The 15,130-nt window shown below is 67.6% G+C and carries 13 protein-coding genes; 11 read left to right on the top strand and 2 right to left on the bottom strand.

The window, feature by feature from the left end:
• Positions 1-148: 148 nt before the first annotated feature.
• Positions 149-1,903 (top strand): sulfoacetaldehyde acetyltransferase, encoded by a 1,755-nt coding sequence (gene xsc / locus GXN78_RS24360; RefSeq protein WP_164255718.1) that lies wholly within the window; start codon positions 149-151, stop codon positions 1,901-1,903.
• A gap of 20 nt (positions 1,904-1,923) precedes the next feature.
• Positions 1,924-2,883, top strand: a complete 960-nt coding sequence (locus tag GXN78_RS24355; protein WP_106559961.1) for a bifunctional enoyl-CoA hydratase/phosphate acetyltransferase — start codon at positions 1,924-1,926, stop codon at positions 2,881-2,883.
• A gap of 3 nt (positions 2,884-2,886) precedes the next feature.
• On the opposite strand, the gene GXN78_RS24350 is transcribed toward GXN78_RS24355, so the two are convergent.
• Positions 2,887-3,789 (bottom strand): LysR family transcriptional regulator, encoded by a 903-nt coding sequence (locus GXN78_RS24350; protein ID WP_106559962.1) that lies wholly within the window; start codon positions 3,787-3,789, stop codon positions 2,887-2,889.
• Between the two features lie 85 nt (positions 3,790-3,874).
• Here GXN78_RS24350 and GXN78_RS24345 point away from each other — a divergent pair, with 85 nt between their 5' ends.
• From GXN78_RS24345 to GXN78_RS24320, 6 genes are all read left to right on the top strand, one after another.
• Complete coding sequence (locus GXN78_RS24345; protein ID WP_106559963.1) at positions 3,875-6,793, top strand: molybdopterin oxidoreductase family protein; 2,919 nt, start codon at positions 3,875-3,877, stop codon at positions 6,791-6,793.
• Entirely contained in the window at positions 6,790-7,674 is an 885-nt protein-coding gene (locus tag GXN78_RS24340) for a 4Fe-4S dicluster domain-containing protein (RefSeq protein ID WP_275407600.1), read from the top strand. The genes GXN78_RS24345 and GXN78_RS24340 overlap by 4 nt, the downstream gene beginning before the upstream one ends.
• Positions 7,671-8,594 (top strand): DmsC/YnfH family molybdoenzyme membrane anchor subunit, encoded by a 924-nt coding sequence (locus GXN78_RS24335; RefSeq protein WP_106559964.1) that lies wholly within the window; start codon positions 7,671-7,673, stop codon positions 8,592-8,594. Before GXN78_RS24340 ends, GXN78_RS24335 begins: the two co-directional genes overlap by 4 nt.
• A 190-nt stretch (positions 8,595-8,784) precedes the next feature.
• Positions 8,785-9,501 (top strand): hypothetical protein, encoded by a 717-nt coding sequence (locus tag GXN78_RS24330; RefSeq protein WP_106559965.1) that lies wholly within the window; start codon positions 8,785-8,787, stop codon positions 9,499-9,501.
• A gap of 37 nt (positions 9,502-9,538) precedes the next feature.
• Positions 9,539-9,847 (top strand): hypothetical protein, encoded by a 309-nt coding sequence (locus tag GXN78_RS24325; RefSeq protein ID WP_146163157.1) that lies wholly within the window; start codon positions 9,539-9,541, stop codon positions 9,845-9,847.
• A 305-nt stretch (positions 9,848-10,152) separates the two neighbouring features.
• Positions 10,153-10,455, top strand: coding sequence for a hypothetical protein (locus GXN78_RS24320; RefSeq protein ID WP_164255716.1), 303 nt, complete (start codon positions 10,153-10,155; stop codon positions 10,453-10,455).
• A 46-nt stretch (positions 10,456-10,501) separates the two neighbouring features.
• On the opposite strand, the gene GXN78_RS24315 is transcribed toward GXN78_RS24320, so the two are convergent.
• Positions 10,502-11,422, bottom strand: coding sequence for a LysR family transcriptional regulator (locus GXN78_RS24315; protein ID WP_106559967.1), 921 nt, complete (start codon positions 11,420-11,422; stop codon positions 10,502-10,504).
• Positions 11,423-11,600: 178 nt separating this feature from the next.
• Between GXN78_RS24315 and GXN78_RS24310 the strand changes: the two genes are divergently transcribed.
• Genes GXN78_RS24310 through GXN78_RS24300 form a run of 3 tightly spaced genes read left to right on the top strand, consistent with a single transcriptional unit; the run spans position 11,601 to position 15,119 of the window.
• On the top strand, positions 11,601-12,500 hold the full coding sequence (locus GXN78_RS24310) for a sterol desaturase family protein (RefSeq protein WP_106559990.1): 900 nt from the start codon (positions 11,601-11,603) through the stop codon (positions 12,498-12,500).
• On the top strand, positions 12,497-13,939 hold the full coding sequence (locus tag GXN78_RS24305) for a coniferyl aldehyde dehydrogenase (RefSeq protein WP_106559968.1): 1,443 nt from the start codon (positions 12,497-12,499) through the stop codon (positions 13,937-13,939). Before GXN78_RS24310 ends, GXN78_RS24305 begins: the two co-directional genes overlap by 4 nt.
• 37 nt (positions 13,940-13,976) lie before the next feature.
• On the top strand, positions 13,977-15,119 hold the full coding sequence (locus tag GXN78_RS24300) for a zinc-binding dehydrogenase (protein WP_106559969.1): 1,143 nt from the start codon (positions 13,977-13,979) through the stop codon (positions 15,117-15,119).
• Positions 15,120-15,130: the final 11 nt, after the last annotated feature.

Here is a 15,130-nt window from a genome sequence, read left to right as displayed (position 1 = left end):
CCGAGGCCTATATTTCGACAACACGAATTCCGGAACCACTCGTTCCAACTTTCGAGAACCCAGCGACCTTCGCCGACCCAAGAGACCTTCGCAGAGCAAGCAACCCCGCATACACGCCCGCCCGCACCCCGTTACCGGCGTGCAGAAGATGACGCCCTCCGGGGCCTTCGTCGAGACCCTGGTCGCCAACGGCGTGACCGACATGTTCGGAATCATGGGCTCGGCCTTCATGGATGCGATGGACATCTTCGCGCCCGCAGGCATCCGCCTGATCCCGGTGGTGCACGAGCAGGGCGCCGGCCACATGGCCGACGGCTATGCGCGCGTCTCGGGCCGCCACGGCGTGGTGATCGGGCAGAACGGCCCCGGCATCAGCAACTGCGTGACCGCCATCGCGGCGGCTTACTGGGCGCACAGCCCGGTGGTGATCGTCACGCCCGAGACCGGCACCATGGGCATGGGCCTGGGCGGCTTCCAGGAGGCCAACCAGCTGCCGATGTTCCAGGAGTTCACCAAGTACCAGGGCCACGTGAACAACCCCAAGCGCATGGCCGAGTACACCGCGCGCTGCTTCGACCGCGCCATCTCCGAGATGGGCCCGACCCAGCTCAACATCCCGCGCGACTACTTCTACGGCGAGGTCGAGTGCGAGATCCCGAAGCCCATGCGCGTGGAGCGCGGCTCGGGCGGCGAGAACAGCCTGGCCGCCGCGGTCGAGCTGCTGGCCACTGCCAAGTTCCCCGTCATCCTCTCGGGCGGCGGCGTGGTGATGGGCGATGCGGTCGAGGAATGCAAGGCCCTGGCCGAGCGCCTGGGCGCGCCGGTGGCCAACGGCTATCTGCGCAACGACTCCTTCCCGGCCAGCCATCCGCTGTGGGCCGGCCCGCTGGGCTACCAGGGCAGCAAGGCCGCGATGAAGCTGATGGCGCAGGCCGACGTGGTGCTCGCGCTGGGCTCGCGCATGGGCCCCTTCGGCACGCTGCCGCAGCACGGCATGGACTACTGGCCCAAGGAGGCCAAGATCATCCAGGTCGAGGCCGAGCACACCAACCTGGGCCTGGTGAAGAAGATCACCGTCGGCATCCACGGCGATGCCAAGGCCGTGGCCAAGGCGCTGCTCGCCCGCCTGGCGGACCGCAAGCTCGCCTGCGACGCGACCAAGGCCGAGCGCGCCGCGAAGATCAAGGAAGAGAAGGCCGCCTGGGAGAAGGAGCTCGACGGCTGGACGCATGAGCGCGACCCCTACAGCCTCGACATGATCCAGGAGGCCGAGAAGGAAGGCGGCAAGTGGCTGCACCCGCGCCAGGTGCTGCGCGAGCTCGAGAAGGCGATGCCGCCGCGCGCCATGGTCTCCACCGACATCGGCAACATCAACGCGGTGGCCAACAGCTACCTGCGCTTCGAGGAGCCGAGGAGCTTCTTCGCGCCCATGAGCTTCGGCAACTGCGGCTACTCGCTGCCCACCATGATCGGCGCCAAGCTGGCCGCGCCCGACCGCCCCGCCATCGCCTACGCGGGCGACGGCGCCTGGGGCATGAGCATGGTCGAGATCATGACCTGCGTGCGCCACGACATCCCGGTCACCGCGGTGGTCTTCCACAACCGCCAGTGGGGCGCGGAGAAGAAGAACCAGGTCGACTTCTACAACCGCCGCTTCGTCGCCGGCGAGCTCGACAACCAGAGCTTCGCGGGCATCGCCAAGGCGATGGGCGCCGAGGGCATCGTGGTCGACCGGCTGGAGGACGTGGGCCCCGCGCTCAAGAAGGCGGTGGACATGCAGATGAACCAGGGCAAGACCACCGTGATCGAGGTCATGTGCACGCGCGAGCTGGGCGACCCGTTCCGCCGCGATGCGCTGGCCAAGCCCATCCGCCACCTCGACAAGTACAAAGACTTCGTTTGAGCACGGGCCGAAGCAGCGACATGGCTTCAGCCGCACTGCAGCTCGCGACGGAAGAACCCGCCCACCCCCGGCTCGACGCCCTGGTCGCCCAGGCGCGCGAGCGGGCAAAGGGCCGGCGGGTGCGCGTCGGGCTGGTCCACCCGTGCGATGCGGCGGCGCTCGACGCAGCCGCGCGCATCCGTGGCGAGGAACTCGCGCAGCCGGTGCTGATCGGCCCGCGCGAGGGCATCCTGCGGGCCGCCGGTGCGGCCGGCGTCGATGCCGACGACTTCGAGATCATCGACTGCAGCGACACCGCCGACCAGAGCGCGCACCGCGCCGTCGCGATGGCGCGCCAGGGCGTGGTGGGCGCGCTGATGAAAGGCTCCCTGCACACCGACGAGCTGATGTCGGCCGTGGTCGACAAGACCATCGGCCTGCGCGGCGAGACGCGCATCAGCCATCTCTTTCTGTTCGACCTGCCGCGCTATCCCAAGCTGCTGGGGCTGGCCGATTGCGTGGTCAACATCGCGCCTTCGCTGGACGCCAAGCGCGACATCCTGGGCAACGCGATCGCGCTCCTGCGCAAGCTGGGGATCACGCAGCCCAAGGTCGGCATCGTGGCCGCGGTGGAGACGGTGAACCCGGCCATTCCGGCCACCGTCGACGCGCAGGCGCTGGTGGCGATGGCACGCGCCGGCGCCTGGCCCGGCGCGCTGGTCGAAGGCCCCTTCGGCTTCGACAACGTGATCTCCGCCCAGGCCGCGCAGATCAAGAAAATGGAGTCGCGCGTGGCCGGCGATGCCGACCTGCTGCTGGTGCCCGACCTCAACGCCGGCAACATGCTCTACAAGAGCTTCACCTACATCGGCGGCGGCGAATGCGCCGGGCTGGTGCTGGGCGCGCGCGTGCCGATCGTGCTGACCTCGCGGGCGGATTCGCTGCCTTCGCGCATCGCCTCGGTGGCCCTGGCGGTGCTCGGCGCGCAGGACCCGAATTAGCGGCTAGCGCGCACCGGCCAGGCAGTAATCGATGAAACCCTGCATCGTGCGCCCCGGCCGCCGCTCCCGATGCAGCACGATCGAGAGCGCGCGCGAGTTCTTCGGCATCGTGGTCTTCAGCTCGACCAGCGAGCCCTCGGCCAGCGCATCCGCCACCGCGTAGCGCGACATGCACCCGATGCCCACGCCCGAGGCCACCACACGCTTGATGGCGTGGCTGCTGCCGAGCTCCAGCTCGATGTTGAGCGGCCCGAGGCGCCGGCCGAGCCAGTCGTTCGTGGCCTCGCGCGTGCCCGAGCCTTCCTCGCGCAGCACCCAGGCGGCCTCGGCCAGCTCGCGCGCGCCCACCATCTTGCCCGCCAAGGGGTGGGTGGGGGCAGCCACGATCGCCATCTCGTCGCTGAGCCAGCGGCGCACCGCCAGGTCGGGGTGCGTCTGCCGGCCCTCGATGAAGCCGACATCGGCGTCGAAGCCGACCACCGCCGCGATCACGTCGGCAGTGTTGCCGATGATCAGCCGCGCCCGCGCCTGCGGGTTGTTCTGCTTCCAGCGCAGCACGATCTCCGGCAGCAGGTACTCGCCCGTGGTGAAGCTGGCCGCGATGCGCAGCGGCGTCTGCTGGTCGGTGAAGAACATGGCTTGCACCTCCGCCGCCTGGTCCACCAGCGAGACCGAGCGGGCGAGCAGCGCACGGCCGTTCTCGTTGAGCACCAGGCGGCGGCCGATGCGGTCGAACAGCTGCGCGCCGAGGGCGGCCTCCAGGTCGGCCAGCGCGGCGCTGGCGGCCGACTGCGAGCGCGCCACGCGGCCGGCCGCGGCGCGGGTCGAGCCCTCGCGCGCGGTGGCCGCAAAGACTTCGAGCTGGCGCAGGGTGAGGCGCAGGCGATGATCGATTTTTTCGGTCATGGTGAGCTGAATTACCTGCTTTTTTGTTCAGAAGCACAACCCTATCATGGGTAGACGAATCCCCACGACAACCGGAGCCAGCGCCTTGTTCAACTTACTTTCGCGCGAGCCGATCCACGATCCGCTGGCTTCGCCTACACCGACGGCGGACACCGAGGTCAAGACCACCACCTGCTACATGTGCGCCTGCCGCTGCGGCATCCGCGTGCACCTGCGGGACGGTGAGGTGCGCTACATCGACGGCAACCCGAACCACCCGCTGAACCAGGGCGTGATCTGCGCCAAGGGCTCCTCGGGGATCATGAAGCAGATCTCGCCGGCGCGGCTCACGCAGCCGCTCCTGCGCAAGGCCGGCAGCGAGCGCGGGGCAGGGGAGTTCGAGCCGATCAGCTGGGATCGTGCCTTCGAGCTGCTGACCGAGCGGCTCGCGAAGATCCGCGCCACCGACCCCAAGAAGTTCGCGCTCTTCACCGGCCGCGACCAGATGCAGGCGCTCACGGGCCTGTTCGCGCGTCAGTTCGGCACGCCCAACTACGCGGCGCACGGCGGCTTCTGCTCGGTCAACATGGCCGCCGGCATGATCTACACCATTGGCGGCAGCTTCTGGGAATTCGGCGGGCCCGATCTCGATCGCGCCAAGCTGTTCGTGATGATCGGCACCGCCGAGGACCACCACAGCAATCCGATGAAGATCGCCCTCGCCAAGTTCAAGCGCAATGGCGGGCGCTTCATCTCGATCAACCCGGTGCGCACCGGCTACTCCGCGATCGCCGACGAATGGATCCCGATCAAGCCGGGCACCGACGGCGCGCTCTTCATGGCGCTGCTGCACGAGCTGATCGCGAACGAGCTGGTCGACCATGCCTTCCTGAAGCGCTTCACCAACGCGCCGCAGCTGGTGGTGCTGGACGACTGCGACCGCCAGGGCCTGTTCGCCTTCGACCCCGAGCGCGGGCCGCCGGGCGACGGCCGCAACCCGCACAACAAGCTGGTGTGGGACAAGGCCTCGGGCAGCGTGAAGCCGGCCTACCCGGAAGGCATCGCCGAGGGCTGCGACCCGGCTCTCGAAGGCCACTACACCCTGGCCGACGGCACGCGTGTCGCGCCCTCGTTCCAGCTGCTGCGCGAGCGCGTGGCGAGCTGCACGCCGGAATGGGCGTCGGCCATCACCGGCATCGACCCGATCCGCATCCGCAAGCTGGCACGCGAGATGGGCGAGACGGCGCTGCAGCAGGCCTTCGAGCTGCCCATCCCCTGGACCGATGCCTGGGGCAAGGAGCATCCGACCACGCAGGCACGCCCGGTGGCCTTTCACGCGATGCGCGGGCTGGCTGCGCATTCCAACGGTTTCCAGACGGTGCGCGCGCTGGCAGTGCTGATGAGCGTGCTGGGCACCATCGACGCGCCGGGGGGCTTCCGCCACAAGGCGCCGTACCCGCGCCACATCGTGCCCAACTACCGCGCCTTCAATGCGCCGGAGATGATTCAGCCCAACACGCCGCTCAACGCGGCACCGCTGGGTTTTCCGGCCAACCCGGAGGAGCTGGCCATCAACCCGGACGGCTCGCCCATCCGCATCGACCATGCCTTCTCGTGGGAGCATCCGCTCTCGGCCCACGGGCTGATGCACAACGTGATCACCAACGCGGTGAAGGGCGACCCCTACCGCATCGACACGCTGCTGATCTTCATGGCCAACATGGCCTGGAACTCCAGCATGAACACGATGGCGGTGCGCGAGATGCTCAACCGCAAGGACGAGAAGGGCGAGTACATGATCCCCTTCCTGGTGGTCTGCGACGCCTTCCAGAGCGAGACCGTGGCCTTCGCCGACCTGGTGCTGCCCGACACCACCTACCTCGAGCGGCACGACGTGATGAGCATGCTGGACCGGCCGATCTCCGAGTTCGACGGGCCGGTGGATTCGGTGCGCATTCCGGTGGTGCCGCCCACCGGCCAGTGCAAGCCCTTCCAGGAGGTGCTGATCGAGCTGGCCTCGCGCATGAAATTCCCGGCCTTCACCACGCCCGAGGGCGAGCGCAAGTTCAAGGACTACCCCGACTTCGTCGTCAACTTCCAGCCGCAGCCGGGCATCGGCTTCCTGATGGGCTGGCGCGGCAAGGACGGCGACCAGCACCTGCGCGGCGAGCCCAATCCGAAGCAGTGGGAGGCCTACGCGCAGAACAACTGCGTGTTCCAGTACCACATGCCGGAGACGATGCACTACATGCGCAACTGGAACCGCGAGTACCTGGACTTCGCCAAGGACAAGGGCTGGCGCCAGAAGAACGACGTGGTGCAGCTCGCGCTGTACTCCGACACGCTGCAGAGCTTCCGCCTCGCGGCCCAGGGCAAGAGCGCCGGCCGCCAGCCGCCGGACGCGCTGCGCGAGCGCATCGACACCTACTTCGATCCGCTGCCCTTCTGGTATCCGCCGCTCGAGGAGGCGGCGACCGAGCTCGAGGCCTATCCGCTCAATGCGATCACGCAGCGGCCGATGGCGATGTACCACTCGTGGGATTCGCAGAACGCGTGGCTCCGGCAGATCCACAGCCACAACTACCTGCATGTGAACCCGCTCACCGCCAAGGCGGCCGGCATTGCCGACGGCGGGTGGTGCTGGGTCGAGAGCCAGTGGGGCCAGGTGCGCTGCATGCTGCGCTACAGCGAGGCAGTCGAGCCCGGCACCGTGTGGACCTGGAACGCCATCGGCAAGGCCGACGGCGCCTGGCAGCTGGCGCCGGGTGCGGACGAGGCGCGCAAGGGCTTCCTGCTCAACCACCTGATCTCGGAGGAATTGCCTTTCAACGGCAAGCGCATCAGCAACTCCGATCCGGTCACCGGCCAGGCCGGCTGGTACGACGTGCGGGTGCGCATCCGGCCGGCCGAGGCGGACGAGCCGCACGAGAGCTTCCCGCAGATCGCCACCATGCCGGCCGCGCCGGGCGTGCTGGGCAAGGCGGCGAGCGTGCTCACCTATTTCGCGGGAAGGAGCAGGAAATGATGCAGTGGCTGAAAGACCTGTTGGCGTCCGCCGGGCAGCCGGTGCGCGAGCCCGCGCTGGAAATGGCGGGCGGCGCTTGTGGCGAGGGCTGCGGCTGCGAATCGGCCGCCACCGCCGCCCGGGAAGCGGAACTGGAGCCGCCCGTCGCGCAACGCAGCACTGCACGTCGCAGCGGGCACGACAGCGTGCGCGCCGAGCCCGGCGAGACCCTGGCCAAACAGCTCGCGCTGGTGATCGACCTCAACGTCTGCGTCGGCTGCCACGCCTGCGTGACCTCCTGCAAGCAATGGAACACCTCCGGCAGCGCCGGCCCGCTGGCCGACGAGAAGCCCTATGGCGCCGACCCGACCGGCACCTTCTTCAACCGCGTGCAGACCTACGAGGCCGGCGCCTTCCCCGGCACCGAGACCATCCACTTTCCCAAGAGCTGCCTGCATTGCCAGGACCCGCCCTGCGTGCCGGTGTGTCCCACCGGCGCCAGCTACAAGCGCAAGGAAGACGGCATCGTCCTGGTCGACTACGACAAGTGCATCGGCTGCAAGTACTGCGCCTGGGCCTGCCCCTACGGCGCGCGCGAGCTCGACGAGGAGCGCCAGGTCATGACCAAGTGCACGCTGTGCGTGGACCGCATCTATGACGAGAAACTGCCCAAGGAAGACCGCAAGCCCGCCTGCGTCAAGGCCTGCCCCACCGGCGCGCGCCTGTTCGGCGACGTGAAGGACCCGGATTCTGAGGTCTCGAAGGCGATCCGCGAGCGCGGCGGCTATTCGCTGATGCCGGAGTGGGAAACCAACCCCGCCAATCAGTACCTGCCGCGGCGCGTCACCGACCAAGCGGGCGGTGCGACCAAGGTCCAGCCGAAGCTGGGAGGCATGTCATGAATCCCGCGTTCTCGGTCGTCGTCTTCACCACCGTGGCCGGCGCCGCGCAGGGCCTGGTGATCACGCTGGCGCTTGCGACGCTGGCCGGCATGGCGCTCGCGCCAGGCTTTGTGGGCCTGTCGCTGATCGTGGCCGAGGCGATGCTGCTGGTCGGCCTGGGCGCCTCCTTCGGGCACCTGGGCCGGCCCGAGCGCGCCTGGCGCGCGGTGCTGATGTGGCGCACCTCGTGGCTCTCGCGCGAGGTGATCGTGCTGCCCACCTTTATCGCGGTGGTCGCGCTGTGGTGGCTGGCCCTGCGCAGCGGTATCCACGCGCCGTGGCTGCCGCTGGCCGCGATCGCCGTCGCGGCGCTGCTTTGGTACTGCACCGCGATGATCTACGCCTGCCTGCGCTTTATCCAGGAATGGGCGCAGCCGCTGACGCTGGTCAACTTCGCGCTGATCGGGCTGTCCTCGGGGCTGATCCTCGCCAGCGCATTGGCGGCGCTGGGCGGCGAGGCGGATCTGCTGCGCGTGAGCGGGCCCTGCGCGCTTGCCGTCACGCTCGCCGCCTGGGGCACGCGCATGCTGTCGCTGCGCCGCAATGCCGCGCTGGTGCCGCGCTCCACCTTGCAGACGGCCACCGGCATCCGTGCGCCCAAGCTGGTGCAGAAGTCCATGGGCATGTCGGCCGGCTCCTTCAACACCCGCGAGTTCTTCCACGGCGCGAGCCGTGCGGCGCTGAAGCAGGTGAAGCTGGGCTTCATCGTGCTGGGCTTCGCGCTGCCGGCCCTCCTGCTGCTGTGGGGCATCGCCTCGCAGTCGACGCTCGCCTTCGTGCTGGCGCTGCTGGTGCAGGCGCCGGGGCTGATGGCCGAGCGCTGGTTTTTCTTCGCGCAGGCGCGGCATCCGCAGAACTTGTATTACCAGGTCGTGTCCTGAGGGGCGCAGGCAAGAAAAAGCCGGCACATCGTGCCGGCTTTTTTGCGTCCATTGATATCGACGCATGGAATGCACTAGCAAATTTCCAGACTTGGCACAACTACAAACTCTGGTAGTTGTCGATTGAATAGGTAACGCCTAGCATCGGCCGCCGCTCCATTCCGGGGTGGTTAAACAGCCGAAGGAAAAAATGAGGGAGTCGATTTCAAAGGTGGTCGCCGCGGCCCTGTTCTTTGTTGCCGGACTTGCCAACGCCGCGATCCTGGCACCCGGGTCGGTCATGTATCCAGGGCAAAGCATCTATTCAGACAATCAGCAGTACGTGCTGATCATGCAGGGTGATGGGAATCTCGTGTATTACCGGGTCGCCGATGGTGCAGTGCGCTGGAACACCGGCACATCGAATCTTCCGGGTGGATTTCTGGTCATGCAGGGCGATGGAAATGCCGTCACCTACTACGACCCGCCGCCCCTCCCGGTACAAAAAGGCGAGCCTGTTTACTACAAGCAGCCGCCGCCGCGCTACCCAACCTGGTATTCCGCGACTTCAGGGAATCCGGGTGCCTATCTGATGCCGAAAGACGATGGCAACCTCGTCGTGGTGGCAGCAAGCGGGCAAACCCTCTGGGGTATTGGGTCCGATCCCGATCTGAACAAGCCGGAGCCGAAGCAGCCCGGCGACGGGGTAGGCCGCGAACTCGTGGGCTGGCTTGCTGCGCCTGGGCACGTCGGCTACTTCGATGGCAATAACATCTATCAGGTCATGAAGGAGCCGCTCGTTGTTCAGTATGTGAGTCGACAACTTCAAATCAACTGTGCGAGCGCAGGGACCAAACGCTTACTGGGGCGCAGGTTACCCGAACATTCCGAGCTTCTACGTCAAAGGGTGTTTCGAGACCGATTGTAGAAACAAGCCGAGGCAAGTACTAGACAGCCGGCGAGCCATGAATGCGCGCGCACTCCAGATTTTCAGACTGGGTGCTGATTACACAATTTTTGCGACAGCCACAGCCGCCCTGCCGAGAACAGCAACGACCGAGGCGCAAAAGGGCGTCTATCGCTGTGACACATTTGTGATAGATATCTACAACATCGTCACCGCAGGCGGGCTGGTGGACGCGCGCGGCAACCCAATTCAAACCGTGGCACCCGACTCACCTTACGCGCGATGGGTTTTGTTCAAAACAACCAGCTTGATAGCCAGCATTCTTCCTGCGGCGGTATTCCAAAAGCTGAAGGGCTTCAAGGGATAAGTTGGATGAAAAAACTTCATTGGACCCTCCTGGGAATGGCGAGTCTCGCGACTGCCTTTGCCCTCTACTACAAGCTCGCGACGGAAGCGCCGGAGGCTGGATTGCGAGCGGACGTTAGCTCGGCGCCCTCCGTCCGCAACTCTGGGCTATCTGCCGGACACCAAGCACGTGCTCGATGAGGCCGCTATGAGGCGGGCCTGTACGGCGGGACGGATGGACTGCGCTATTGCACTTGGCTCCGCGCGAGCGCCACCATCGAGAGTGCGAAGACGGGCCGCCACATCGACGACATCATCGTGGCCAGGTTGAGCGAGCCGGGCACCGATCCGCGCAAGGTCCTGGCATACCTTTCGTCTTGGGACGCGATGCAGCTGCTCGCGGAGGCTGCGCCGGATTCGCAGGTGCAGAAGCTGGCGGCCATCGCTCGTCGCCACGCCGACCAGAACCCTGGCAACCGAGATATGCGCGATCTCGCACAGACAATGGAGGTGCGAATGAAGCACCCGCTGCCCGCCGCTTCCGAGCCCGTCCCCAAGCCGCCAACCGGACCTGCCGTGCCCCCGGTGCAAACACCGGATGCACCTCAGTCCATGCCGAAGCATCCGTGATGCGCGCTCCTGGACCAGGCAGCGATAGGGGTGTGCGTGGGCATCTTCAGGCACCGCGACGTCGTGCCGCACGTCCGGGCGCCATCGGCAGCCGCCCCATGATGAGCTCCGCCATCGGCGAGGGCGTGCGCCCGCGCAGGGTGACCACCCCCATCTGCGCCGAGAGCGGTGGCAGGCCCGTGACCTTCAGGGCGTGAAGCGTGCCCGCCTCGACCTCCCGCGCCACCGCGGCATGCGGCGCAGCCAGGACCGAGTCGCAGCTCAGCGTGACCTTCTTCAGGATCTCGACATCGTCGCACTCGAGCGCCGGCGAGAGCTCGTCCGGCGATGCCAGGCCCAGGAGGCGTGAGACCGCGGCACGCACGTCGGCGGGCAGCCGAACCGACAGGACGCCGTGCGTCCACACCTGCGGCAACGTGACGCTCTTGCGCGCCGCCAGCGGGTGACCGGCACGCACGTAGAAGTGACCCGGCTCATGGCGCAGGGCGCGCACCTGCAGCCCGGGGTCCGCCGGCAGGTCCCGCGTGTCCGCCACGAAGAACTCCACATCCTCTTCGACCAGGCGCTTCAGCAGCAGCTGCCAGTTGCTGATCTCCACGCGCAGCCGGATACCGGGAAACTCCCGCCGCATCGCCGCCAGCAGCGGTGACAGGAAAGTCGCAGCCGGGAAGGGCCCCACGCCGAACGCGGTGTCGCCCAGGCCGCGGCTGCGATAGAGCTCCACATCGCGTTGCAGGCAGCGGCTGTCGAACAGCAGCTGCCGCGCCCGCGCCACGATGAATTCGCCGGCCGGCGTTGCCGCCACATCCTGCGTGCCGCGGTCGAAGAGCTGCAGGCCCAGCTCCGCTTCCGCCGCCTGGATGCTGCGCGTCAGCGCCGGTTGGCTGAGGTGCACCTGCTCCGCCGCGCGGATGAAGCTTCGACGGTCTGCGACCGCGACGATGTGGGCCCAGCGCTTGAGATCCATGGGGAGGCTCCTTGCCCGGCGATTGCAGCCAGTGCATTGATTCTGGCGTGAATATGCATTGGACTCAATCGTGGCCGGCCGGAACAATCGCGCCGGACATCGCAAGAACACGGACAGACAGACAGCCCCGGCGTTCGGACGCAGGACCCGGGCCCCACGATCGACACCCAGGAGACAACTGGTGAACCTCATCCAGAACATCGTGCTCGTCACGATCATTCTTTTCTTCGCCCTGCTGGAGATCCGCTCCCGCAAGCACGAGCACTTCCACGCCACCGTCGACGACACCCGGCTGGAGCTGTTCATGTTCCTCTCGCTGCTCGCGGTGTCGCAGCCCTTCATCTTCGGGGTGACGGGCAAGCTGTCCGCGCTGGCGATGCCCGGGCAGCGCGACGCATGGGCCCACCTGCCCTGGTGGGCCATGGGCGCGATCCTGCTGGTCGCCGACGACATGACGCAGTACTGGTGGCACCGCATCTCGCACACGCCGCTCCTGTGGCCGCTGCATCGCGCGCATCACACGGCGCACTACATGAGCATCCGCATCACCTACCGCAACAACTTCTTCTACTACCTGATGATGCCGGGCCTGTGGGCCTCCGGCGTGCTGATCTACCTGGGCTTCGGCAATGCCTATCTGGTCTACATCGTGATCAAGCTCACCGTGATCCTGGGCGCGCACTGCGCGGTGCCATGGGATGCGCCGCTGTACCGCGTGAAGTGGCTGCATCCGCTGGCCTGGGTGCTGGAGCGGACGGTGTCGACGCCGGCCACCCACTGGGCGCATCACGCGCTCACCAACGAAGACGACATCGGCCACTACAAGGGAAACTTCGGCAACCTGCTCTTCGTGTGGGACCTGATCTTCGGCACCGCCAAGATCACCCGCCGCTACCCGGCTAAGGTCGGCCTGCACGACGACCTGGCCTTCGGCAAGGAGCGCTGGTTCGTGGAGATGTTCTACCCGCTCGTTCATTCGCGGCGCGCGCATTCGGCGCTGGTGCCCGGCGGGCGCGCTTATGCCGAGGCCGACGCCAACACCGCGCAGCAAGCGCAAGCCGCCGGGGGCAAGCCATGAACGCCATCCTGAAGACGGTCCCCGATCCGTCGCTCGACGGCATGCACGAGGCCTTCGCCCGCCAGCGGGCCGCGTTCGCCGCCGACATGAATCCTTCGCATGCGGTGCGCATGGAGCGCCTCGACCGGCTGTTCGCGATGACCGAGCGCATCGCTCCGGCCCTCGAGGCGGCCGTCTCCGCCGACTTCGGCCACCGCTCCGCGCATGTGACCCGCCTGGCCGACGTGATGATGGTGACGGCGGCCATCAAGCATGCGCGCAGGCGCCTGAAGTCGTGGATGAAGGTGCGGCGCGCGCCCACCGCGCTGGCCTTCCGGCCCGGATCGAACCGCATCATGCCGCAGCCCATCGGCGTGGTCGGGGTGGTCAGCCCCTGGAACTATCCGTACCAGCTGGCGATGGGGCCGGCGATCGCGGCGATCGGCGCCGGCAACCGCGTCATGATCAAGCCTTCCGAGCTGACCCCGCGCGTGGCCGAGCTCATGCGCCAGGCCGTCGCCGAAAGCTTCGCCCCCGATGAACTGACGGTCGTCACCGGCGGCGCCGAGATCGGCACGGCCTTCGTGGCCATGCCCTTCGACCACCTGCTGTTCACCGGGTCCACGGCCGTCGGGCGGCAGGTGGCCCTGGCCGCGGCGGCCAACCTCACGCCGGTCACCCTGGAGCTGGGCGGCAAGTCGCCGGCCATCCTCAGCCCGCAGGTCGACATGGCGCAGGCGGCGTCGCGGCTCGCGATGGGCAAGCTCTTCAATGCCGGCCAGACCTGCATCGCTCCGGACTATGTGGCGGTGCAGCGCCATGCCGTCGATGCCTTCGTCCACGCGATGCGCCGCGAGGTGGAGCGCCAGTACCCGGCGATCGACGCCAACCCGGACTACACCGCCATCGTGAGCGACCGCCACTTCGAACGGTTGCAGGGCCTGCTGGACGATGCGCGCCAGCGCGGCGCGCGGGTCGTGCCGCTTCATCCGGAAGGACTGGGCACGGCAAGCGGCACGCGCAAGCTCGGCCCCGCGCTCGTCCTGAACGTGACGGACGACATGAAGATCATGCAGGAGGAGATCTTCGGCCCGCTGCTGCCCGTGATGGCCTACGACACCATCGAGGACGTGATCTCGTACGTCAACCGGCACGAGCGTCCGTTGGCGCTCTACTGGTTCGGCACCTACCGAGCGGACCGCGACAAGGTGCTCGCCCGAACCATTTCAGGCGGCGTCACCCTCAACGACTGCATGTGGCACTTCGGCCAGGAGGAGCTGCCCTTCGGCGGCATCGGTGCGAGCGGCATGGGGGCCTACCACGGCGAGTACGGCTTTCGCACCTTCAGCAAGCACAAGCCCGTGTTCCGCCAGGCGGCGCTCTCCGGCACGCGGCTGCTGCAGCCGCCCTATGGCCGCACCTTCGACCTCATGAGCCGGGTGCTGCGGATCATCACGTGAGCTGACATACTGGCGCGCTCATCGAGGAGACGCGTCCATGCCCACCGAAATCCCCCGCACGGCCCTGCAACTGCGCTCGCTGATCAAGCGCGGCGGCGAACTGGAGCTCTCGCTCGTCGAGGCGCCGATCCCCGAGCCCAAGCCCGACGAAGTGATCGTGCGCGTCGAGGCTGCGCCGATGAACCCCTCCGACCTCGGCCTGCTGTTCGGCGCGGCCGACATGAAGGCCGCCAAGGCGAGCGGCACGCCCGAGCGGCCGGTCATCACCGCCCCCGTGCCCGAAGGCGTGATGAAGGCCATGGCCGGTCGGCTCGACCAGTCCATGCCGGTCGGCAACGAAGGGGCCGGCGTGGTGGTCGCAGCCGGTGCCTCGCCAGTGGCACAAGCGCTGCTGGGCAAGACGGTCGCGATGCTCGGCGGCGCGATGTACACGCAGTACCGCTGCCTCCCCGCGGCCCAGTGCATGCCGCTGCCCGAGGGCACGACGCCCGCCGAGGGCGCCTCGGCCTTCGTCAATCCGCTCACCGCGCTGGGCATGGTCGAGACGATGAAGCGCGAAGGCCACAAGGCGCTGGTGCACACGGCCGCGGCCTCCAATCTCGGGCAGATGCTCAACCGGATCTGCCTTGCGGACGGCGTCGCGCTCGTCAACATCGTGCGCAGAAAGGAGCAGGCGGACATCCTGCGCGCGATCGGCGCGAAGCATGTGTGCGACGCCAGCGCGCCCACTTTCATGGAGGACCTGACCGAGGCCTTGGTCGCCACCGGCGCCACGCTGGCCTTCGACGCGATCGGTGGCGGCAAGCTGGCCGGGCAGATCCTGAACGCGATGGAGGCCGCGCTCGCGCGAAAGTCGACCGAATACAGCCGTTACGGGACGATGACGCACAAGCAGCTCTACATCTACGGCGGCCTGGACCGCGGCCCGACCGAGTTCACGCGCGGCTTCGGCATGACCTGGGGCATGGGAGGCTGGCTGCTCTTTCACTTCCTGCAGAAGATCGGGCCGGAGGGGGCAGCGAAGCTCAAGGCGCGCGTGGCGGCCGAGCTCAAGACCACCTTCGCCAGCCGCTACACGCGGGAGGTGTCGCTGCACGAGGCCCTGAAGCTGGAGGAGATCGCGGTCTACGCCAAGCAGGCGACCGGCGAGAAGTACTTGCTCAACCCGAATCGCGGCTGAGCACCCGGGTC

It is taken from the genome of Variovorax sp. WS11, assembly GCF_010499245.1.
In the GTDB taxonomy this organism is placed as follows: domain Bacteria; phylum Pseudomonadota; class Gammaproteobacteria; order Burkholderiales; family Burkholderiaceae_C; genus Variovorax.
This window is presented reverse-complemented; position numbering and strand designations above follow the sequence as displayed.